Below are 21,610 nucleotides of genomic sequence, written 5' to 3'. Positions count from 1 at the left end.
TTTTTATAGTTATGCGCTTGATATGAAAAAAGTTCTTTGATACACTTTTAGCTGATGGCGGAATACGTTTTCCGTGCATCACTATAGGAGGATTTTATAATGGCCAATTGGAAAAATCTTGACACACTAAAAACTTTTGATGATTTAAAAAATGTTAAACATGTAGATCTTGTATCAGCTATGTCTGGTGAGAGCGGAGCAAACAGAGTAAAGAACTATTCTGTAAAAATGGCTGCCGGTCTTTCATACAACTATGCTGCAAAAGAAGTTGATGATGATGTATTAAAGGCTCTTGAAGCTCTTGCAAAAGAAGCTGAGCTCTCAGAGAAATTTGAAGCACTCTACAACGGAGAAGTAATAAATACCGGTGAAAAGAGAATGGTCCTTCACCAGTTAACAAGAGGTCAGCTTGGCGAGAACGTTATGGCTGACGGAGTTAACAAGCGCGATTTCTATTTAAATGAACAGAAGAGAATCGCAGAGTTTGCAAACAAAGTTCACTCAGGTGAGATTGCAAACACTAAGGGCGAGAAGTTTACAACAGTAGTACAGATTGGTATCGGCGGTTCAGACCTTGGCCCAAGAGCTATGTACCTTGCTCTTGAGAACTGGGCACGCAGAACAGGCAACTTCAAGATGGAAGCTAAGTTCATCAGTAACGTAGATCCTGATGATGCATCTGCTGTTCTCAACGGAATTGATGTTGCTCATTCGATCTTTATCCTTGTATCTAAGTCAGGTACAACACTTGAGACACTTACAAACGAGTCATTTGTTATCGATGCTCTTAAGAAGGCAGGTCTTGATTCTTCAAAGCATATGATCGCCGTAACTTCAGAGACATCACCACTTGCTAAGAGTGATAATTATCTTGAAGCTTTCTTTATGGATGATTACATCGGTGGAAGATATTCTTCAACATCAGGCGTAGGCGGAGCAGTTCTTTCTCTTGCATTCGGACCTGACGTATTTGCTCAGTTCCTTGATGGAGCTGCAGAAGAGGATAAGCTTGCAGCAAATAAGAACATCTTCGATAACCCTGCTATGCTCGATGCTATGATCGGTGTTTATGAGAGAAATATCCTTGGATATGGCAGCACAGCTGTACTTCCATACTCACAGGGACTTAGCCGTTTCCCTGCACACCTTCAGCAGCTTGACATGGAGTCTAACGGTAAGAGCGTTAACCGTTTCGGCGAGCCTATAAACTATGTAACAGGACCTATCATCTTTGGTGAGCCTGGTACAAACGGACAGCATTCATTCTACCAGCTTCTTCACCAGGGAACTGATATCATTCCTCTTCAGTTCATTGGCTTCAAGAACAGTCAGCTTCAGAATGATGTTAACATCCAGGACAGCACAAGCCAGCAGAAACTCTGCGCTAACGTTGCTGCTCAGATCGTTGCATTTGCATGTGGTAAAAAAGATGAGAATCTTAACAAGAACTTCAAGGGTGGACGACCATCAAGCATCATCATTGGTGAAGAGCTTAACCCTAAGTCTCTTGGAGCTCTTTTATCACACTTCGAGAATAAGGTTATGTTCCAGGGCTTTGTATGGAACATCAACAGCTTTGACCAGGAAGGCGTTCAGCTTGGTAAGGTTCTTGCCAAGAAAGTTCTCGCACACGAGACAGATGGCGCACTTGCTGAGTACAGCAAACTTTTAAATATCTGATAAAGAAATATATACTATAAAGGCTTCTCCGTTGAAGGAGAAGTCTTTTATATTGTATAATTATGAAATACATTATGATCAGTCTTGGGAGGGTTACATGAGCGCATATTTATTTGCACACTTTAGAGAAAAAGTTACACCGGATGGGGAACAGGTCTATTTCGGTATTTCTAAAGATGGTTTTAACTGGGAACAGGTAAATAATGGGAAACCTGTTCTGGAGAGCACTATGGGTGAGAAGGGAGTAAGAGATTTTACAATCACCAGAAAAAAAGACAACACCTTTGTTATTCTGGCTACAGATCTTTCTCTTGCTTATAATTTCAAGGAAAAATATGAAAGTAATTGGAATAAAGTAAACAGAGAGGGCAGTAAATACCTCTCAAAATGGGAATCTGACGACCTTGTTCACTGGTCAGAGCAGGAACTTATAAAAGTTGTTGATGACAATTATGGATGCGCATGGGCTCCTGACATCATCTATGATGAGGAGAATCAGGACTATATGGTTCACTGGTCATCAAGATACCCGGCAGATTCTTCTAACGAAATGGCTATATATTATGCCAAGACCAAAGATTTCAAGACCTATACTCAGCCCAAAGAGCTTTGTCATAAGTCAGATACAGGAATAATCGACTCAAACATTGTATATGAAAATGGCTACTATTATAGATTTACAAAGAGCGATTTCAATCCTGCACACATAATTCTCGAGAGAGGAACATCTCTTACAGGCGAATATGAGAGAATGCCTCTTTTTGATGAAGAGATGAACAAACTTGAGGATGGACAGTACGAAGCACCTACTTGCTATAAACTTCCTGATGGAAGCTGGTGTCTGATGCTTGATTTTTACGGATGTGAAAAAGAAAAACAGGGTTATGTTCCATTCGTGGCAAAGGATATTTCTACAGGAAAATTCGTGCGTTCAGACAAAGTATTCAGTTTTCCGTATGGTTTCAAACATGGAACAGTTATGGAAATTACTGATGAAGAGTATAAAAGGTTAAAAGAGAACTATCCAAACAATTAACAAAATATGGTATACTAAAAGAGCATAGGAGGAATTATGCGATTCCGTACAAAACTCTTAATTACCTCACTGGCGATAGTAATCATACCGATAATACTTGCAATGGCGACATATTTTGCTGTTGGAAGGTATCTGATATATGATCAACAGATTGATCAGTATTCCAAAGTGGTAGATTATGGAATGATCTCGGATCCCGGAGGAACCTTCTCCGAGATGACAGAGCAGCTGGTAAAAGAAATTCTGGTTACTATGCTGGCTGATCCATTTATTTTGGAGGATGAGAACTATCTTCAGCAATTGGATGAAGAAGTTGCACCAAGCTATTCATTTATAATTGTAAAAAAAGGCTTTACGGTCTACTACGTAGCAGATAAGAACAAGGCGAAAGAAGTTATTTATGAACTTCCGGGATTTGGAACTGATATTAAGGGTATTTATTATACCACCTCTAAGCATCTTGTTAGGCAGCTTGATTTTTACTTTTCAGATGGTGATGAAGGTAGCCTTTATATCATATCCGGCATCAGAACTGGTCTTACTACATCACTTGTAGTTTATATGACCATTGCGATAGTGCTTATCCTGCTGGTTACGAGTGTTCTTTTAACTACCTGGATCGGACGAAGTATATTTAAACCTATCAGCGAACTCAATGTGGCGATGCAGCATATCAAGGATGGAAACTTTGATTACATGCTTCCTACCAACGTTATGGAAAAAGGGGAGCTTGGAGCCATGTATCGCAATTACGAAGACATGAGACTTCGGTTAAAAGAATCTGCTGATGAAAAGATTGAGAGAGAAAAGCAAAACAAAGAGCTTATCAGTAATATCTCTCACGATTTGAAGACACCTATTACTGCTATCAAGGGATATTCACAGGGCCTTTTGGAAGGCGTTGCAGACAACCCTGAGAAGCAGATGAAGTACATAAGGATCATTAATAGTAAGGCCAATGATATGAACAACCTTATTAATGAACTTACCTTGTACTCCAGTATTGATAATAACAGAATACCTTATAACTTTGTTAAGCTTAATGTGGCAGAGTATTTTGGGGACTGTATTGAGGAGATTGGTGCTGATCTTGAGAGTAAACAGATCAAACTAAATTATTCCAACCTCACAGGACCTGATACACAGATTGTTGCAGATCCTGAGCAGATCAAGCGTGTAGTTAATAACATTGTCAGCAACAGTGTCAAGTACATGCAGAGAAGCGATGGAAAAGAGCAGATTGATATAAGGATTTTGGATGAAGTTGATTCTATAAGAATAGAGCTTGAAGACAACGGTAAAGGAATAGCACAGAAAGATATTCCAAATATCTTCGACAGGTTCTACAGAACAGATGCTTCCCGTAATTCCAAGCAGGGCGGAAGCGGAATCGGCTTATCTATAGTTAAAAAGATAATAGAAGATCATGGCGGTTATATTTGGGCGACCAGTCATGAGGGAGAAGGAACCTGCATGCACTTTGTACTCAGAAAGTATATAGAGTTTGCAAATGGTTCAGAAGCAGTTACAGTCGATAACGAAACATAAAAATCCAAAGAAAGGCGAGAAACGTGTATGAGTAGAATTCTTATTGTTGAGGATGAAGAGGCTATTGCTGACCTCGAGAAAGACTATCTGGAACTTAGTGATTTTGAGGTAGCAATCGAGAACACAGGAGATGCAGGTCTTCAGACTGCCCTTGCAGAGGATTTTGATCTTATTATATTGGATCTAATGCTTCCGGGCATGGACGGATTCGAGGTTTGCAAACATATCAGAGAAAAGAAAGATGTGCCGATCCTTATGGTATCAGCTAAAAAAGATGATATCGATAAGATCAGAGGTCTTGGTCTTGGAGCAGATGACTATATTACAAAGCCATTTAGCCCATCAGAGCTGGTAGCTCGTGTTAAGGCACACATGGCAAGATATTCAAGGCTTGTTGGATCAGGCCATGAGTCTAATGACTATGTAGAGATCAGAGGACTTCGAATTGATAAGACAGCCAGAAGAGTGTATGTTGATGGCGAGGAGAAGAGCTTTACAACCAAGGAGTTCGATCTTCTTACTTTCCTTGCAGAAAACCCTAATCACGTGTTTACCAAGGAAGAACTTTTCCGTAAGATCTGGAACATGGACTCAATCGGAGATATTGCGACTGTAACAGTCCACATCAAAAAGATCCGTGAGAAAATCGAATATGATACCTCAAACCCTCAGTATATTGAGACAATTTGGGGCGTCGGTTACAGATTTAAAGTTTGATAACCATTGATTTTGTGGCGGCAGGTAACACTGCCGCTTTTTTCATATATTTAGAAAATCTATAGGATTGTAATTTTTATTGATAAGAATGAAAAAAATAGAGTATATATACGAAGACGAAGATATAATTGTATGCCATAAACCCGCAGGGATTGCCACAGAGGGGGCAGGCCCCGGGAAAATGGACCTTGTAAGTCAGGTAAGAAATTATCTCACCAGAAAAAGCAGACAGGAAGGCAAAAAAGGCCCTGCTTACGTAGGAACTGTCTATAGGCTTGATCAGCCTGTAGAGGGTGTAGTTGTGATGGGCAAAAACAAAAAAGCAACATCAAGTCTTGCACAGCAGATCAAAAAGCACACTACAGATAAGTATTATTATGCTCTTTGCTATGGAGCTGTGGAACCAAAGGAAGGACATGTGGAAAACTATCTTGGCAGAAGAGAAGATAGTGGATTGGCGGTTATTGTATCTGAAGAGGAAAAAGTAAGGCTCATAGGTGGCGATGTCAAAAAAGCCGAGCTCGATTATGAAGTTGTATCTTCAGATGAAAGAACATCTCTTTTGAAAATAAAACTTCTCACCGGAAGATTTCATCAGATCAGAGTTCAGATGGCAGGGCTTGGCTATCCGATCATTGGTGATACCAAATATGGGACCGAAGAGTCCATGAGATATTCAGAGGAAAAAGGCATAAAGACAGTATGTCTTGCCTGCTATAAATTTGGCTTTAAGCATCCGACAACAGGAAAAAGAGTCTTTTTTGAAATTAAACCGGAATTCATAGACCATGAGAACTAAAATACTAAAAATACTTTCAACTATACATGTAATAATGCTGTGCTCTATTCTGCCTTTATATATGGAGCAGGGGTATTATAAACTTGGCGAGGCAAAGGGAATAATGTACATGCTGATCGGCGGAGCATTTATCCTTGCTGCCTCTTTTCTTGTGGGACTTACTAAAAAAAGTGAAGGCGTCCATGACATTCTTTTAAGAGCGCTTCTGTTAACAAATCTTGTAACTCTTATCTTTTCCTGCGACATCAAAACCTCTTTTCTTGGACTTGAAGGGTGGAGAGTAGGTTTTTTGACCACTGTCATAATGATCCTTGATTGTTACTTCCTGGCAAAAGGCCTGTATGTTGATGAGTACGTCCTTGCGGCAGTATTCATAACACCATTTCTTATATTTGTCATGGGAGTCCTTGGAAGGTTTGGAATTTATCCGATTGAAATTTACGGGAGCGACACATCTTTTCTTGCAACCATAGGAAATATCAACTGGTATGTGGGATTTTTGTCTATATTTGTCCCTGCCGGTGTGGGCTTAGCTTACCTTCAAAAGCCGGGAAGCAAAAGCTTTCTGGCATGCAGCGCCTATACAGTAGTTGGGCTGTTGGCTCTTTTATTACAGGGAGCGGACAGTGGCTTACTGGTATTACTTGGAACCTATGGTCTTCTTTTTTATCTGTCACTTTCTGACAGAAGCAGTTTTCACAGATTTTTGGTGCAGCTGTCGGTTTTGGGATTCTCTATAGAAATAGTTAATCTTATAATGCTCTTTTACCCAGCTGCATATAATTATGAAAAGAACTATCTCATTACTCTGTGCAGCAATCACACAGGGCTTGTTATTATTGCATTTTCATTTTTTATATACAGATTGTCAGCTTTTCTTGATGAGATCAGTATTTTTTGGAAAAAGGATCTGTATAAGAAGGTGTATTGTGGATTGCTCCTGGCCTTTGCGGCAATTACCATTTTGATTATTGCTCTCGGAAAGATTCCCTACAACTTTGGAAATGGAAGACTTTTTATCTGGCAGATTTCTTTTGACATGTTCCTTAATCTGTCATCCTGGCAAAAGATATTTGGAGTAGGTCAGGACTGCTATTATTCATATGCTTATCACAATCCGATGTGGGCAGATTCCCTCTTAAATGTCCTTGATGGCAACAGGCTTACAAACGCTCACTGCGAATTTTTGACAATTCTGATAGAAAGAGGAATCGTGGGTGCAACGCTATACTATGGATTTATCGTAAACTCATTAAAAAGAATAATAAAAAAGGAGCCAGCAGCTATTATCTGCTCGCTCCCTATAATCGCATATTTGTTTAATAGCGTTGTGTCTTTTTCCACAACCGTATCAACAACATTTCTTTTTATGGCTATTGGAATTGGCCTTTCTCTTAAGTCAGCTCAGGAATAGGAATGGAATCATCAAGCTCATGGAAGAAGGTCCTGGTTTCAACTATTCCGAAAAGAGCTTCCTTATATTCAAAAAGAAATCTCTCATTGATATTTTCTTTTCCGTACATCATAACTCTGCCCATATAGGCATTCAGGATTGAAACATAGCGTTTATCCTGATCAAACATCTTTATGATCTCGTCTTTCCTTCTGCGAGGATGCTTGGACGCAAACTTGCGGATATCAAGCTGAAGATCAACAGGCATTTCTTTTTCTCTTTCGTGTACGGAGTGAAGGATTTCATCATAAGTGTCTTCATCGATCTTTTCAAATCGATCTGTAAATTCAAGACAGCATGCATTATCAGGCAGATGAAGTCTTACTCTGTCTTCTCCGTAAACATCTTCAATTTCTGCAACAACCTTTGGAATTGCGGGTTTTCCGTTGTAATCGAGAATGATTACCTTGTCTCCCTTTTTGTACATAGACACCTCCCCCTTTAGTGAATAGAAAACAATTGATGTAATTAGGTGTTACTTAATGACATTATATCATACATGTCGTACCCGAAAAAGCTAGAAAATATGGGCTTTTGTCAATAATTTATTAATAAATTATAAACTCTGATTCGTTTTAAGTTATTTTTAGGTTTCAAATTTAGAATGGCATCATAAGATAAAACAACACGCAAAGAAATGGAGAAAAATCATGGCAGGTTTCAAAGATGTGTTTCAGAGAATCGAAGTTAAATATTTGCTGGATGACATTCAGTACAACGAGCTTATGAAAAGGCTTGAAGGAATGGCTGCTATAGACAGCTATGGAGAGACCTCCATTTTAAATATATATTTCGACACTCCTGATTTTAAGCTTATTGAAAGATCCCTTGAAAAACCAAAGTACAAAGAAAAGCTAAGGCTTCGTACATACGGCGTTGCAAGTGATGACACAAATGCTTTTATAGAGATCAAGAAAAAATATGCAGGAGTTGTCTATAAAAGAAGAATCTCAATGCCTTACGCCAAAGCAATTGATTATCTTGTAAATGGAAAGGAAATTGAAAACAGATCACAGATCTCAAATGAGATCGATTACTTCCTTCAGTACTACAAGGGAATCAGACCGGCAATGGCGATATCTTACGACAGAATAGCAATGGCAGGCATTTCAGATCCGGATCTCAGGATCACATTTGATAGGAATATCAGATGGAGAACAGAGAACTTAAGCCTTTCACAGGGAAATGTGGGAAAAGATATCCTGCTTCCCGGCCAGCACCTTATGGAGCTTAAGATTGCAGGAGCTATGTCAATGGAGCTTGCAAGAATTCTCGACGAACTTAATATCAGAAAGATTTCTTTTTCCAAATATGGAAGAGGGTATCTCGAATATATGTATGGACAGACCAATGAGATGATCATGAAGGGCATTGTACCTGATCAGAAAAAAGAGGAATCAAAGGTGGCCGTGTTTCGTAAAGCAGTCTAAACAAACGGATAATTGGAAGGAGATTATATAAAATGACAACACAGACAGATTTAATTTTTGGATCAATTTTTTCAAATGGAACAATAACAGGAGCAACATTCCTTATAGCAACTCTTTGCTCACTTGCGATCGGTATTTTCATCGCATTTATGTACACGATCAAGAACAGCTATTCAAAGAGCTTTATCATAACACTTTCATTACTTCCGGCAATTGTTGGCGTAGTTATCATGATGGTTAACGGAAATGTTGGCGCTGGTGTTGCAGTAGCAGGAGCCTTCTCACTTGTAAGATTCCGTTCTGCACCTGGTTCAGGAAAAGAAATAGCTATTATCTTCCTTGCTATGGCAGTTGGTCTTGCAACAGGTATGGGATATATCGGAATTGCAGCAATCTTTGCAGTTATCATTTCAGTAGCAAACCTTATCCTTTCAAACTGCAGCTTTGGCGAAGGTGCCAATGAGGAAAAGACAGTTAAGATCACAGTACCTGAAAGCCTTGATTTTGAAGGAATCTTCGATGACATCTTTGAGAGATACACAACAAGAGCTGAACTTCAGGAGGTTAAGACATCTGGAATGGGAAGTCTCTACAAGCTCAACTATAAGGTAGCAATGAGAGCAAAGGCATCAACAAAGGGAATGATAGACGAGATTCGTCAGAGAAATGGAAATCTTGAGATCACATGCTCAAGACCAGTAGCAGTAAAGAGCGACGAGCTTTAATAAAATATAGAAGCCAGGGAGTCAATGGCAGTGACTTCCTGGCTTATTTTTATGTATTACTTTTTTTGTAGGTTCTTTGGTAGTTCCTTTGGTAGCGTTACTACGAAGCGGATAATCTTGTCACCATCTCTTAGAGCTTCGATTGAGCCGCCGTGTGATGTGGCAATTGCACGGGCAACGGAGAGACCGATGCCGTAGCCGCCGGTTTCGCGTGCTCTGGAAGAATCAGCTCTGTAGAAACGATCAAACAGTCTGTCCAGGTTACCACTTGGAATAGCATCACAGGTATTTGACACTTCAAAGGTTATGTATTTATTTCCTTTGTTTAACAGTACATGTATGCTTCCGTTTTCAGAAGAATATTTCATGGCATTGTCTAAAAGGAGAGATGCAAGCTGATTTATTGCATTTTTATCTCCTGTGATATGAATTCCATCTTCAATATCCATCTGATATTTTTTCCCTTTTGAGGTCGCAAGGGCTTCAAAGGAAATCGCAGTATCTTTTACAGTCTTACTCATGTCAAAGTCAGAAAAGACAACATGCATTCTTTCTTCGTCCATTCGAGACAGAGTTAAAAGGTTCTTAACAAGTCCGTTCATTCTGGAGACCTGATTTTTTATGCTGGTAGTCCACTCACTTTTCCCTGACTCAATTTCAAGGACATCTACATTGGCAGATATAACAGCAAGAGGAGTTTTTAATTCGTGCCCTGCATCAGTGATGAAGCGTTTTTGCTTTTCAAGTGATTCAACAACAGGAGCAACAGCCTGACTTGAAAAGATATAAACTAAAATGAACATTGCTATAAGTGCGCAAAGCCCAACCAAAACGGATTGAAGCAAAAGAGTAAGGGCATTTAGAATTGCAGCACTTTGATCAGCAAAAATGATGAGTTTTGAGCCGTCATCCTTGGTTGAAACAATGTATCTGTAAGTGTGGTAGTATCCGTGCTGTTTACCTTCTTTTGCCACATCTATAGCATATTCGGATGCGATTTCCTCACTGACAGCGGCTATATGCCCGAAGTTCACTTCAGTTATATTATCCGAAGAATCAAGCTTTACCCAGAAGTATCTGGTCTGATAGGGCATCTCTGCATCACGGTTATTATTTAATCTGTCAAATTGAAACGGGTTATTAGGATCTCCGGGACGCGGAACAGTAACATTATTTGACGCCTCACTTGCAGCTTGATCTGTCGTGGATTCACTAGATGCTGAATCACTTGCCGGCATATTCTGATTAACAGGATTATCCGGATTTTCAGGATCAAACATCATACTTTTTTTGAGATTCGGGAAGTATCCGTCGTTATCAGCAAGCATTGTCAGCAGATTGTCTGCTTCGGAAATAACATGTCTGACATTTATGACATTAATTACACCGATCATGATGACCAGTATCAAAAGAAGTGACAGCATGGCTGTTACTACAAATTTTTTTCTGAGTTTTTTTACCATTTATGACACCTGCCCTCTTATTAAGAAATCAGTTTGTTTCGTTGATGGAGTAACCAACGCCTCGGGAAGCCTTGATCTCGCAGGTGGCCTCAAGTGCTGTCAGCTTTTTTCTAAGGTTTGAAATATATACCCAAACCACGTTGATATCGGCGTCTCCGTCGGCCCAGATTCTATCCATGAAAGTATCTACGGAGATGATTCTGCCAGGACTGGTCATGAGCATTTCCATCATCTGAAATTCTCTGCTTGCCAGATGGATCTTTTCATGATCAGGAGTGATCAGCTCATAGCCGGCGCGGTCCAAAGTCAGGTTTCCACAGGTGAGGTTTGTAGGGGCAAAATCAGTTTTCCTTCTGAGCATGGCTCTGACTCTCGCAAGCAGCTCTCCCATGTCAAATGGCTTGGGCAGGTAGTCGTCGGCTCCAAGATCAAGGCCTCGTATGCGGTCATCTACCTCTGTTTTTGCTGTGAGGAAAAGAACCGGAGTAGAAATTCCTTTTTCGCGGAGCTTTTTTAATACCTCCATGCCATCGAGCCCGGGCATCATAATATCCAGAATAATGCCGTCATACTCGCCACTTAGGGCATAATCCAGCGCGTCAGTTCCGTTGTAAACCGCATCAACAGTGTAGTTGCTGTGCTTAAGGATTGCTACTAAAGCGTTAGTCAGTTCTTTTTCATCATCTGCTAATAATAGTCTCATAAAATACCTCTTAATATAGTAGAAATGTTTCATTAATTTTAACACAAGAACTTTTGGACAAATCACAAAGATATGTATAAATTATGAACATTTTAGATTTTTTTTAGACATCATGAGTACATATTTATTTATTAGAATTAATACATAATACTCGGGGGAGCGTTACATGAAGGAAAGAAAATCTATAATACCAGTTCCGGTTTTATTCATTATCTTAATCTGTGTTTTGCTTAACTTTGTCGCATGGAAAAGTGCGGCTTTTTCTGACTTCTATGTCAAAAATATTTTTCCGGCAATAACATTATTATATGGAAGGCTGACAAGTGTATTTCCGTTTTCTGTAGGCGAGATCATGCTTGTGTTCATAGTTCTTTTTGTGCTGTTCTCTGTAGTCTTTGTTTTGGTTCATTCGGTTTTCCTTATTTATGGCAACAGCGCAGCTTCTGTTGGCAAAAGATATTTCAAAGCCCAGAAGGCTTTCGAGCGAATTTCTAATGCGCTTTATAAGATTTCCCCCGTGCTAATGGCTATTATATGCACAGTTATGACACTTAACTGCTTTATTCTTTATCATACATCTAAGATTCAGCTCTTTTCCGGTGCTGACTCAACAGAATGTGATATTCAGCAGCTGGCAGAATTAAGAGATTATGTGGTAAAAAAGTGCAATGAACTTGCAAAAGAAGTTCCACATGACGAGTACGGAAATGTACTTTATGAAGGTAACATGCAAACGACAGCTATTGCAGCTATGTCAAATATCTCGGACAGATTTCCGCGTTTAGGTGGCTATTATGTGACTCCCAAGGCATTGTATTTTTCTGATTTCATGAGCCAGCAATATATGCAAGGCTACTATTTCCCGTTTTCAATGGAAGCCAATTACAACGACACAATGTCTATAATGAACAAGCCCTTTACCATGTGCCATGAACTTGCCCACACTCACGGGTACATATATGAGGACGAGGCAAATTTCCTTGGATTTCTTGCCTGCATTAGTTCTGACGATCCGGTATTTCAGTACAGCGGTTATTTGGGAGTTTTAAACTATATAAACAATGATTTTTACAATGCTGTGAGTAAGGCGGAGTACAATTCCCATGTAAAAATATCAGCCAGAGTTAAATATGATAATCAGTTTATGACAGATGAAGCCTGGGTAAAGGTGGAAGAAAAAGCTGTTGTAAAAACAGAAACAGTGAAGAAGGCAGCTGAAACATTTATAGATACCAATTTAAAGGTAAACGGAGTCGCTTCCGGTAAATGCAGTTATTCACACGTGGTTGCACTAATCATGGATTACTATTACAATTTCCCAGAGGGGGTGTGATAAAATATCCCCTAAAGGGAGAATTATAATGAAGAAAAAGTTTGGAATAATAGCAACTATACTAATCATGTCATCAGCTCTTTTATCAGCCTGCGGACCTACTGATGAAAAGCTCATGGAGCTTGAAACTGCAGTTGGCATCATGATGGAGGCGAAAGAGAGTGCGGAAGAAACGTACCTCGATATTACTGATTCATCTATGGAGCAGAAACTCCAGGAGCTTGAGGAAAAGGCAAAAGAGTACGAGAACATCGATCATAAAAAATATAATGATACAAAGATAGATGAGGCAATAGCTGAGATAAATGAAATAACAGCAGAGTATCAGAGCCTCCAGAGCGGATTTGAGGATGTTCTTGCAAAAGAAACTGAGGAAAAGAAGGAAGCTGAAAAGCACAGAGATGTTCAGTGCTATCTTGTTAACAAAACAGGAATGAATCTTGTGAGCGTTGTCCTGCATGATAAAACAACGGACACCTATTCAGATAACCTTTTAGGTGATAATGTAACACTTAATTCTGGATACACACTTATGGGCGTTGTGCTTGATCTTACAAAGGCCAGCACTGAATATGAGTTTGTAGTTACCAATGACAATAACACTGATTTTTCACTGCCTTGTGACGATCTTGGAAGTTTGAAAATAAATGAGACTTCGATAACACTTAGATACGATTCTGAGACCAAAACCGGATCGGTATCATTATTTGTAAGTGATTCCGGAGATACAACTTCAGAAGATACAGAAGCCCAAAATGAGGCTCCATCTGAAGCTTCAAGTGCCTCTTCTGAGGGGTAAATGTGACAGTTTTTGTAAAAAATGCACAATATCTTAAGAAAATCTTAAGATATTATGCACAGTTATGTCCGTGACAATATTCTTTTTGGAGTATATAATCTTCTTTTGTACTGAAGCAATTGCACACTATTATGTATAGCAATTGTTGCTATGCAGACTAGAATAATTAGTACGAAAAGAGGAGAAAATATTATGAAGAAGAATATCGTAACATTACTTTCAGTTTTAACACTTTCAGCAGCAGTTCTTGCTGGTTGCGGCGAAGCAGCTACAACAGAGACAGCAGTAGAAGAGACATCAGTTGAGGCTGTTGAAGAAGTATCAGTAGAAGAGGCTGTAGAGGCTGTATCTGAGGACGCTTCAGTTGAGGCTTCATCAGAAGACGCAGCAGCAGATGCTTCATCTGTTGAGGAAGCAGCTACAGAAGCTACTTCAGAAGATGCTGCAGCAGACGCTTCATCTGTAGAAGAAGCTGCTACAGAAGCTACATCAGCTAACAACTAATTCAATTAGATTTTTTTAATAATCAATTGCTTTAGCCAGTACAATAAAAAAAGACCTTTCAATCATTTGATTGAAAGGCTTTTTTATTATCTTTTTTTCTGACATTCGCTACATATTCCTAATATCTCCAGCTGGTGTCCGGTGATCTCAAATCCAGGAAGCGAACCTTCAACTACCTTTGAGATATCATGTAAAGGACAGGTCTTTATCGGAATCTTTTTGTGGCAGACTGTGCATATAGCGTAGTGCTTATGGCTGCTTTTTTTTAGCTCATAAACTGCTTCAGCTTCTGTTGAGAGAATGGTCTTTGTGACAATGCCGGCTTTTTCAAAAGCAAGAAGATTCCTATATACAGTGGAGAATGCATATTTTTCTTTTGAATCTCCGGAGTTTAGCTGATCATAGATCTCAGCGGCGGAGATGGGTTCTTCACTACAAAATAAAAGAATGAATATGTCTTTTCTCTGGTGAGTCTTTTTAAAGCCTTCAGGCCAGTTTCTGTCTATTATTGAATCATAGCTTTCAGCATGTATCTTACAATTCATAAGCGCTCCATTAAAGGGTTATTCCCAGAACATCGATCAAGAGACCGCACACAGTACCAATCACGAAAAGCAAAAGAGCTATATTGATGTTTTCTTTTTTTTCAGGATTAACTCTAAATAAAACTAAAAGTCCAATTCCGGCTCCAACCAAAAGGCCTGACATCATTGTTCCAAGTGTGATCATCTGATCGAGGTAGAGCTCAGTAATAATAACTGAAGCTGCGCAGTTTGGAATAAGTCCGATAAGTCCGGCAAGGATATGGCTGATAACAGGACTTGTCTTAAGCAGCATTGAGAGCTTGTCATCTCCGATCACTTCAATTACAAGATTGAGGGCCAGTGTCAACACAAGTACAAAGATAAAAATGTGGATGGTGTGGACAAAGGCTGATTTTACGATGCCCCATACTCCTGAAGACTCTTCGTCGTCGCAGTGGCAGTGCTCTTTTTCACAGAGCTCGTCAATTCTTACAGGATCATCAGCTCTTTTGTTGTGGATTCGGTGATAATAATGAACTACAGCGTCAATTATGAATCCTGCGATGATTCCTATAACTGCCTTGAGCGCCAGAACAGGTATCATGGTGCTAAGTGGAACTTGATTGGATATAAATAACGGAATCATCTCATCTGAAGTTGAGAGGTAGATAGCTATCAAAGTTCCTAATGTTATTACTCTGCCGGCGTAGAGGTTTGAAGCGGCAGCAGAAAATCCACACTGTGGGAATACACCGATAAGACCGCCCCACAAAGGCCCGAAATGCTCAGTTTTCTGAACCACATCTGATGTGAATTCCTCTGTCTTATGCTCTAAAAATTCCATTACCAGATATGTGATAAAAAGAAATGGCAATATCTTAACCGAATCAATTACAGCGTCCATTACAACATCAATGATTAAATCCATTTTGACCTCCTGTCTCGTTAAATGCAAATGCAAATCATTAGCATTTAGAAAAAATGCAAAAAAAATATCAGTAAAGCGGGTGATGGGAATCGAACCCACGTATCTAGCTTGGAAGGCTAGTGTTCTACCATTGAACTACACCCGCACGGTGCTGACAAGTATGTATTTTACTTAAGTTTATGTGGTATGTCAAGGGCTTTTATGATAAACTTTATGTGTTTGTCGATTGACAGACAATTTTAGTGGTGTTATTATGATTCCTACTAACTTACTAGGAATTACATTAGTTTAAGATTTTTCATAAATAGAAAGGGTTTTTATCATGTCAGATCAGTCTCTTTTAACCGTAAAGGATTTATCAGTTTCAATTGATAATGAGCTTCCTATATTAAATAAGATAAACCTGGACATCAAACCGGGAGAAACACATGTACTTATGGGACCAAACGGTGCAGGTAAGTCTACTCTTGGTTTTACTCTTATGGGTAATCCTCATTATCAGGTAACAGAAGGAAACATCATGTTTAATGGAGAGGATATCACACACATTTCAGCTGATAAAAGAGCTAAAGCAGGAATGTTCTTATCTTTCCAGAACCCATATGAAGTACCTGGCATTTCTCTTAGCAGCTTTATCAGAAACGCCTATCACGCACAGACAGGAGCACCTGTTAAGCTTATGGCTTTCCAGAAGTCACTTAAGGCTGCAATGGAGCTTCTTTCAATGGATGAGTCATACGCAGACAGAGATCTTAATGTAGGATTTTCCGGCGGTGAGAAAAAGAAAGCTGAGATCTTACAGCTCCTTATGCTTAATCCAAAATTTGCAATCCTTGATGAAACAGACTCAGGACTTGATGTTGATGCAGTTCGTACAGTTTCAAAGGGAATTGAGGAATACCAGAAAAAGAAGGATGGAGCGCTCCTTATTATTACACACAGTACCAAGATCTTAGAGTCACTGCATGTTGACTATACTCACGTTCTTGTAAAGGGAAGCATAGTTCACACCGGTGACGGAACACTTGTAGATGAGATTAACGAGCACGGATTTGAGAGGTTTGTATGAGCGATAACAAGCAGGTTGTGGCAGATATAGACCACAGTATGTATGATTTCAAAGACGTAGAGAATGACAAAGATTTCTATCGTCTTCAGGAAGGTCTTACAGAAGAAACTGTTTTAAAGGTATCAGAAGAGAAAAACGATCCTGAATGGATGAGGGATTTTAGACTTAAATGCCTGAAATTATACAACGATATCAAGATTCCTGATTGGGGCCCAAGCATAGAGGGACTCGATATGGATAAGATTTCTTCTTATGTAAGACATAAGTCAGATATGAAGGGCAGCTGGGAAGAGGTTCCGGAGGATATCAAGAACACTTTTGAAAGACTTGGAATCCCTCAGGCAGAGAGAGAGTCACTGGCAGGTGTTGGAGCACAGTACGACTCAGAGCTTGTTTACCACAACGTAAAAGATGAAGTGGCAGCTCAGGGCGTTATTTATACAGACTTAGAGTCAGCACTTCGCAGTGAGTACGCAGATATGATCAAGGAACACTTTATGAAGCTTGTTCCTCCAACTGATCATAAGTTTGCAGCTCTTCACGGAGCAGTATGGTCTGGTGGATCTTTTGTTTACGTTCCAAAGGGAGTAAAGGTTGAGATCCCTCTTCAGTCATACTTTAGATTGAATGCTGCCGGAGCAGGACAGTTTGAGCATACTCTTATCATAGTAGATGAGGGCGCAGATCTTCACTTCATAGAAGGTTGCTCAGCTCCTAAGTACAATGTTGCCAATCTTCATGCTGGTTGCGTTGAGCTTTTTGTTGGTAAGAATGCAAGACTTCGTTACTCAACAATTGAGAACTGGTCCAAAAATATGTATAACCTCAACACCAAGAGAGCAATCGTTGAGGAAAACGGAAGAATGGAATGGGTATCAGGTTCTTTTGGATCCCATACATCATATCTTTATCCTATGACAATACTTAAGGGTGATAATTCTCAGATGGAATTTACAGGAATTACATTTGCCGGAAAGGGTCAGAACCTTGATACCGGAGCTAAGGTTGTCCATCAGGGTAAACATACATCATCAGTTATATCAACAAAGTCCATTTCAAAGGATGGCGGAATCGGAACATACCGAAGCAGCGTAGTGATCCAGAAGAGCGCTAAAAAGGCTAAAGCTTCTGTATCATGTGATTCCTTGATGCTTGATAGTATTTCAAGAGCAGATACTGTTCCCGGAATGGATATCAGAACTAACGATGCGGATGTAGGACATGAGGCTAAGATTGGAAGAATCAGCGACGAAGCAGTATTCTACCTGATGTCACGCGGCATTTCAGAAGAAGATGCTAAGGCAATGATCGTCAGCGGCTTTGCAAATCCTGTTTCCAAGGAGCTTCCTTTGGAATATGCCGTTGAGATGAACAATCTTATCAAGCTTGAGATGAGTGGAAACATGTGAGGATAGCTATGAATAAAGACATAAATATGAAGGTTAATGTACTGCCTGTTCTTACATACAATTTTTTGCATGTTAATGACAGTACTTTAAATGCCGGAGATATTACAATAGATAGCCTTAGTACTCCTGTAGAATCAGTTATCTCTGATGAAATTGAAGTAAAAAGAGATGTGACTTTCGAGGAAGCCGGAGAAATATTTAGGGCTAATAAGGAAAAAATCCTTAAGACAACAGGAGTTCCGGGAACACCCAATGGCGATATGACCTACAGAGATGAAAAGCAGGCGATTCGCACGGGAATGGGAATAGATATAGATGAGCTTATGATATCTACTGGTGTAAAAGCTGTAGTCTATACTGTTCCTGAGAATGTAAAAGCAAAAAGACCTATCGTGATCAGATATGATCTTGCAAATGGCCAGGGAAGTCTTTCTTCACAGGTTATACATGCAAGAAAGGATTCTGAAGTAACTGTCATCATGGAGTATTCATCTGAAAAAGATGCTACAGGATTCCATGGTGTTAGTACAAGGCTTCTTGCGGAAGAGGGAGCCAGGATCACGCTTGTTAAAGTTCAGCTTCTTGGAAATGGATTTATTCATTTTGATGATATAGGCGGAGCCTCTTTTGAGAAGGGTCAGATAGATCTGGTTTCTCTTGAACTTGGAGCTAAAAAGAGCTGGACAGGATGCTACACAAATCTTGTGGAAAAAGAGTCTGTATTTAACAGCAATATGGGATATCTTTGCAGAGATGACCATTCACTGGATATAAACTATGTATCTGACCACAGAGGCAAAAAGACTGAAGCGCTCATGCAGTTTAAGGGTGTTCTCATGGATAATGCTTCCAAAACTTTCAGAGGAACTATTGATTTTAAAAATGGTAGTTCTGGCTCTGTAGGTGATGAGCAGGAAGATGCTTTGCTTCTTAGCGAGGATGTAGTGAATAAGACAATGCCTGTAATTCTTTGCCAGGAAGAGGATGTTGATGGAAGACATGGAGCTACCATTGGACAGCTTGGCGAGGACATTCTGTTTTACATGCAGACAAGAGGCATTGATGAGGAAGAGGCAAAGAGGATCATTATCAAGGCAAGACTTGAGAGTGTTGCACGTATGATCCCAGATCCAGAGATCATGCAGAAAGTTCTGTATTATATTCAGGGAATTGTCTAAGGGTAAAAATATTTCGTTATTATAGGAGAAACAATGGCTAGTTTGGGAGACTTTCGTAAGGATTTCGATATTTTAAATTCTGGCGACTATGTATATTTTGACAATGCTGCAACTTCTCAGAGACCAAGGCAGGTTCTGGATGCAGTATCAAATTTTTATAAAACTTCTAATGCAAACCCGCTTCGTGGCTTATATGACCTTAGTATGATGGCAACAGAACAGTATGAAAACGCCAGGGCTGTTGTTGCGGATTTTATTGGAGCAAGCAGACCGGAAGAGATTATTTTTACCCGCAATACAACGGAGTCTCTTAATCTTGTTGCATACAGCTATGGACTTGAGAACGTTCACGAAGGCGATGATATCGTAATAACTGTTATGGAACATCACAGCAATATGCTTCCATGGCAGATGGTTGCCAAAAAGTGCAAGGCCAACCTTGTATATATGGAACCTACAGAAGATGGAACAATCACCAGAGAAGAATACGAAAGCAAGATAACTGACAAAGCCAAAATAGTTGCAGTTGGTCATGTTTCAAATGTTATGGGTGTAACTAACCCTATAAAGGAAATTGCAGCTTATGCTCATTCAAAGGGCGCTATCATGGTTGTTGATGGAGCGCAGTCCGCACCACATATGCATGTTGATGTTAAGGATCTCGGAGCAGATTTCTTTGCACTGTCAGGCCACAAAATGCTTGCACCGATGGGAATAGGAGCGCTTTACGGAAGATATGAGCTTCTTGAAAAGATGCAGCCATTTTTAACAGGCGGTGAGATGATCGAATATGTAACAAGAGAAGATGCTACATATGCAGAGATTCCGCACAAGTTCGAAGCTGGAACAGTTAATGCCGGTGATGCAGTAGGACTTGCTGAAGCAATTAAGTATCTTAAAAACGTAGGATTTGATACAATAAAAGAGCAGGAAGAAAAACTTACAACTCTTTTGATGGAAGGGCTTAAAAAGATGCCTTATATCAAAGTGTATGGTTCTGAGGATCCTGCTAAACACTGCGGAATTGTTACTTTCACAATGGAAGGAGTTCATCCACATGATATGGCATCAGTACTTAATGATGACCATGTTTGCATAAGAGCCGGTCATCATTGTGCACAGCCTCTCATGCAGTTCATAGGAGCGGGCTCAACAGCAAGAGCAAGTGTTTATTTTTACAATACGGAAGAGGAAGTGGAAATCTTCCTTGATAAGCTTTCAAAGGTAAGAGAGGTCATGGGCTATGGAGCTTAAGCAACTTTATCGTGAGATAGTAAATGAGCATAATCTTCATCCAGTTCACAAAGGCAAAATGGAGAATCCGGATCTGGTGCTTCGTGGTGTAAACCCAAGCTGTGGAGATGATATTACACTGCAGCTTAAGTTAAAAGACGGAGTTATCGAAGATGGAATGTATGATGGCAGTGGCTGTGCAATTTCACAGGCATCTGTCGATATGATGGTAGATCAGATCATTGGAAAGAAAAAAGAAGAGGCTATTAAACTTGCCGGATTATTTATGGGCATGATCAAAGGCGATATCACTGACGAGGCGAGCCTTGAAGAGCTTGATGAGGCAGCCGCGCTTCAGGATGTTGCACACATGCCTGCGAGGGTTAAATGTGCAGTTCTTGGATGGCATACCATGCAGGAGATGCTTGAAAATCCGGAAAAGACGCAAACCAGCTAAGTAGTAGGTGGAATATGGCAGATTCAAATATCACTAAAAATGCACTGGCTACATCACTAAAAAAGCTAATGCGGGAAAAGCCTTTTGAAAAGATAAGTGTATCTGATATATGCGATGACTGTGGAATGAACAGAAAGAGCTTTTATTACCATTTCAAGGACAAGTATGATCTGGTTAATTGGATATTCTATGTTGGTTGTATAGGGAAGCTCAACTTTTCAGCATATGAAAGAGGCTGGGACGTTATGTATGACCTTTGCAAGAGCTTTTATGCTGATAGAGAATTTTATAGTACAGCATTTCAAATTGATGGACAGAACTCGTTAAGGGAGTATGCTCTAGAGACTTTTGAACCAATAACACGATACTTTTTACAAGGTAGTAAGGTTATTGGTGATGATGAAGAGTTTTTTGTAACTTTTTTTGGCGATGCTTTTTTATCAGCAATTATGCGTTGGGTAAAAGAGGGAATGAACCTTACTCCGGATCAGCTTATGGAAAAGATTCATAAACTCACATTAGGGCTGGCTGAAAAAGTAATAGAAGATGAGAACATAAATTAACCCGTATAGACTAAAAGAGCCTATACGGGTTGTATTTATTTACAGATGATTGAACTTAT

General features: G+C 39.7%; 22 protein-coding genes and 1 tRNA gene. 17 read left to right on the top strand and 6 right to left on the bottom strand.

All coding sequences use genetic code 11. The annotated features are described in order from the left end of the window. The first annotated feature begins 99 nt into the window (after positions 1–99). The 6 genes from C4S54_RS13130 to C4S54_RS13105 all read left to right on the top strand — a co-directional run bounded on the left by C4S54_RS13130 (position 100) and on the right by C4S54_RS13105 (position 7,194). Positions 100–1,680 (top strand): glucose-6-phosphate isomerase, encoded by a 1,581-nt coding sequence (locus tag C4S54_RS13130; RefSeq protein WP_103869929.1) that lies wholly within the window; start codon positions 100–102, stop codon positions 1,678–1,680. A 97-nt stretch (positions 1,681–1,777) separates the two neighbouring features. Next, positions 1,778–2,716: a glycoside hydrolase family 43 protein gene (locus C4S54_RS13125; RefSeq protein WP_103869928.1), complete on the top strand. Its 939-nt coding sequence runs from the start codon at positions 1,778–1,780 to the stop codon at positions 2,714–2,716. 36 nt (positions 2,717–2,752) lie between these two features. After that, a complete protein-coding gene (locus tag C4S54_RS13120) occupies positions 2,753–4,264 on the top strand; it encodes a sensor histidine kinase (RefSeq protein WP_103869927.1) in 1,512 nt (503 codons plus the stop codon). Between the two features lie 27 nt (positions 4,265–4,291). After that, positions 4,292–4,981, top strand: a complete 690-nt coding sequence (locus tag C4S54_RS13115; RefSeq protein WP_022772142.1) for a response regulator transcription factor — start codon at positions 4,292–4,294, stop codon at positions 4,979–4,981. A gap of 88 nt (positions 4,982–5,069) precedes the next feature. Further along, a complete protein-coding gene (locus C4S54_RS13110) occupies positions 5,070–5,780 on the top strand; it encodes an RluA family pseudouridine synthase (RefSeq protein ID WP_103869926.1) in 711 nt (236 codons plus the stop codon). Continuing rightward, the gene (locus C4S54_RS13105; RefSeq protein WP_103869925.1) at positions 5,770–7,194 is read left to right on the top strand and encodes an O-antigen ligase family protein; all 1,425 of its coding nucleotides are present in this window, start codon (positions 5,770–5,772) and stop codon (positions 7,192–7,194) included. Before C4S54_RS13110 ends, C4S54_RS13105 begins: the two co-directional genes overlap by 11 nt. Here C4S54_RS13105 and C4S54_RS13100 read toward each other — a convergent pair. Then, positions 7,175–7,660 carry a hypothetical protein gene (locus C4S54_RS13100; RefSeq protein WP_103869924.1) on the bottom strand — a complete coding sequence of 162 codons (486 nt, stop codon included), beginning with the start codon at positions 7,658–7,660 and terminating at the stop codon, positions 7,175–7,177. The two genes, C4S54_RS13105 and C4S54_RS13100, sit on opposite strands and share 20 nt — an antisense overlap. A 223-nt stretch (positions 7,661–7,883) precedes the next feature. Between C4S54_RS13100 and C4S54_RS13095 the strand changes: the two genes are divergently transcribed. Further along, positions 7,884–8,663 carry a polyphosphate polymerase domain-containing protein gene (locus C4S54_RS13095; protein WP_103869923.1) on the top strand — a complete coding sequence of 260 codons (780 nt, stop codon included), beginning with the start codon at positions 7,884–7,886 and terminating at the stop codon, positions 8,661–8,663. A gap of 32 nt (positions 8,664–8,695) precedes the next feature. After that, positions 8,696–9,388, top strand: coding sequence for a DUF4956 domain-containing protein (locus C4S54_RS13090; protein WP_103869922.1), 693 nt, complete (start codon positions 8,696–8,698; stop codon positions 9,386–9,388). Between the two features lie 56 nt (positions 9,389–9,444). On the opposite strand, the gene C4S54_RS13085 is transcribed toward C4S54_RS13090, so the two are convergent. Together C4S54_RS13085 and C4S54_RS13080 are read right to left on the bottom strand one after the other, a co-directional pair. Then, positions 9,445–10,851, bottom strand: coding sequence for a sensor histidine kinase (locus C4S54_RS13085; RefSeq protein WP_103869921.1), 1,407 nt, complete (start codon positions 10,849–10,851; stop codon positions 9,445–9,447). Between the two features lie 28 nt (positions 10,852–10,879). Beyond that, positions 10,880–11,554, bottom strand: a complete 675-nt coding sequence (locus tag C4S54_RS13080) for a response regulator transcription factor (protein WP_022772127.1) — start codon at positions 11,552–11,554, stop codon at positions 10,880–10,882. A gap of 166 nt (positions 11,555–11,720) precedes the next feature. Between C4S54_RS13080 and C4S54_RS13075 the strand changes: the two genes are divergently transcribed. From C4S54_RS13075 to C4S54_RS13065, 3 genes are all read left to right on the top strand, one after another. Next, positions 11,721–12,887, top strand: coding sequence for a DUF3810 domain-containing protein (locus C4S54_RS13075; protein WP_103869920.1), 1,167 nt, complete (start codon positions 11,721–11,723; stop codon positions 12,885–12,887). 28 nt (positions 12,888–12,915) lie between these two features. Next, positions 12,916–13,686 (top strand): hypothetical protein, encoded by a 771-nt coding sequence (locus C4S54_RS13070; RefSeq protein WP_103869919.1) that lies wholly within the window; start codon positions 12,916–12,918, stop codon positions 13,684–13,686. A 192-nt stretch (positions 13,687–13,878) separates the two neighbouring features. After that, a complete protein-coding gene (locus tag C4S54_RS13065; protein ID WP_022772123.1) occupies positions 13,879–14,190 on the top strand; it encodes a hypothetical protein in 312 nt (103 codons plus the stop codon). Positions 14,191–14,276: 86 nt separating this feature from the next. On the opposite strand, the gene C4S54_RS13060 is transcribed toward C4S54_RS13065, so the two are convergent. The 3 genes from C4S54_RS13060 to C4S54_RS13050 form a co-directional block, all read right to left on the bottom strand. After that, positions 14,277–14,735, bottom strand: a complete 459-nt coding sequence (locus tag C4S54_RS13060; protein ID WP_103869918.1) for a Fur family transcriptional regulator — start codon at positions 14,733–14,735, stop codon at positions 14,277–14,279. 10 nt (positions 14,736–14,745) lie between these two features. Next, positions 14,746–15,642 carry a putative manganese transporter gene (locus C4S54_RS13055; protein ID WP_103869917.1) on the bottom strand — a complete coding sequence of 299 codons (897 nt, stop codon included), beginning with the start codon at positions 15,640–15,642 and terminating at the stop codon, positions 14,746–14,748. Positions 15,643–15,716: 74 nt separating this feature from the next. Further along, a tRNA-Gly gene (locus C4S54_RS13050) sits at positions 15,717–15,787 on the bottom strand. Positions 15,788–15,964: 177 nt separating this feature from the next. Here C4S54_RS13050 and sufC point away from each other — a divergent pair. The 6 genes from sufC to C4S54_RS13020 are packed head-to-tail and all read left to right on the top strand — an operon-like array spanning position 15,965 to position 21,551. Then, the gene (gene sufC / locus C4S54_RS13045; protein WP_103869916.1) at positions 15,965–16,711 is read left to right on the top strand and encodes a Fe-S cluster assembly ATPase SufC; all 747 of its coding nucleotides are present in this window, start codon (positions 15,965–15,967) and stop codon (positions 16,709–16,711) included. Next, positions 16,708–18,120 (top strand): Fe-S cluster assembly protein SufB, encoded by a 1,413-nt coding sequence (gene sufB, locus C4S54_RS13040; protein WP_103869915.1) that lies wholly within the window; start codon positions 16,708–16,710, stop codon positions 18,118–18,120. The genes sufC and sufB overlap by 4 nt, the downstream gene beginning before the upstream one ends. Before the next feature lie 8 nt (positions 18,121–18,128). Further along, a complete protein-coding gene (locus C4S54_RS13035) occupies positions 18,129–19,298 on the top strand; it encodes a SufB/SufD family protein (RefSeq protein ID WP_103869914.1) in 1,170 nt (389 codons plus the stop codon). A gap of 33 nt (positions 19,299–19,331) precedes the next feature. Continuing rightward, positions 19,332–20,552, top strand: a complete 1,221-nt coding sequence (locus C4S54_RS13030) for an aminotransferase class V-fold PLP-dependent enzyme (RefSeq protein WP_103869913.1) — start codon at positions 19,332–19,334, stop codon at positions 20,550–20,552. Continuing rightward, a complete protein-coding gene (sufU, locus tag C4S54_RS13025) occupies positions 20,542–20,988 on the top strand; it encodes a Fe-S cluster assembly sulfur transfer protein SufU (protein WP_103869912.1) in 447 nt (148 codons plus the stop codon). Before C4S54_RS13030 ends, sufU begins: the two co-directional genes overlap by 11 nt. 14 nt (positions 20,989–21,002) lie before the next feature. Beyond that, positions 21,003–21,551, top strand: coding sequence for a TetR/AcrR family transcriptional regulator C-terminal domain-containing protein (locus C4S54_RS13020; protein ID WP_022772112.1), 549 nt, complete (start codon positions 21,003–21,005; stop codon positions 21,549–21,551). Positions 21,552–21,610 lie beyond the last annotated feature (59 nt).

Source organism: Butyrivibrio sp. Su6, from assembly GCF_900108105.1.
GTDB lineage: Bacteria > Bacillota > Clostridia > Lachnospirales > Lachnospiraceae > Butyrivibrio.
This window is presented reverse-complemented; position numbering and strand designations above follow the sequence as displayed.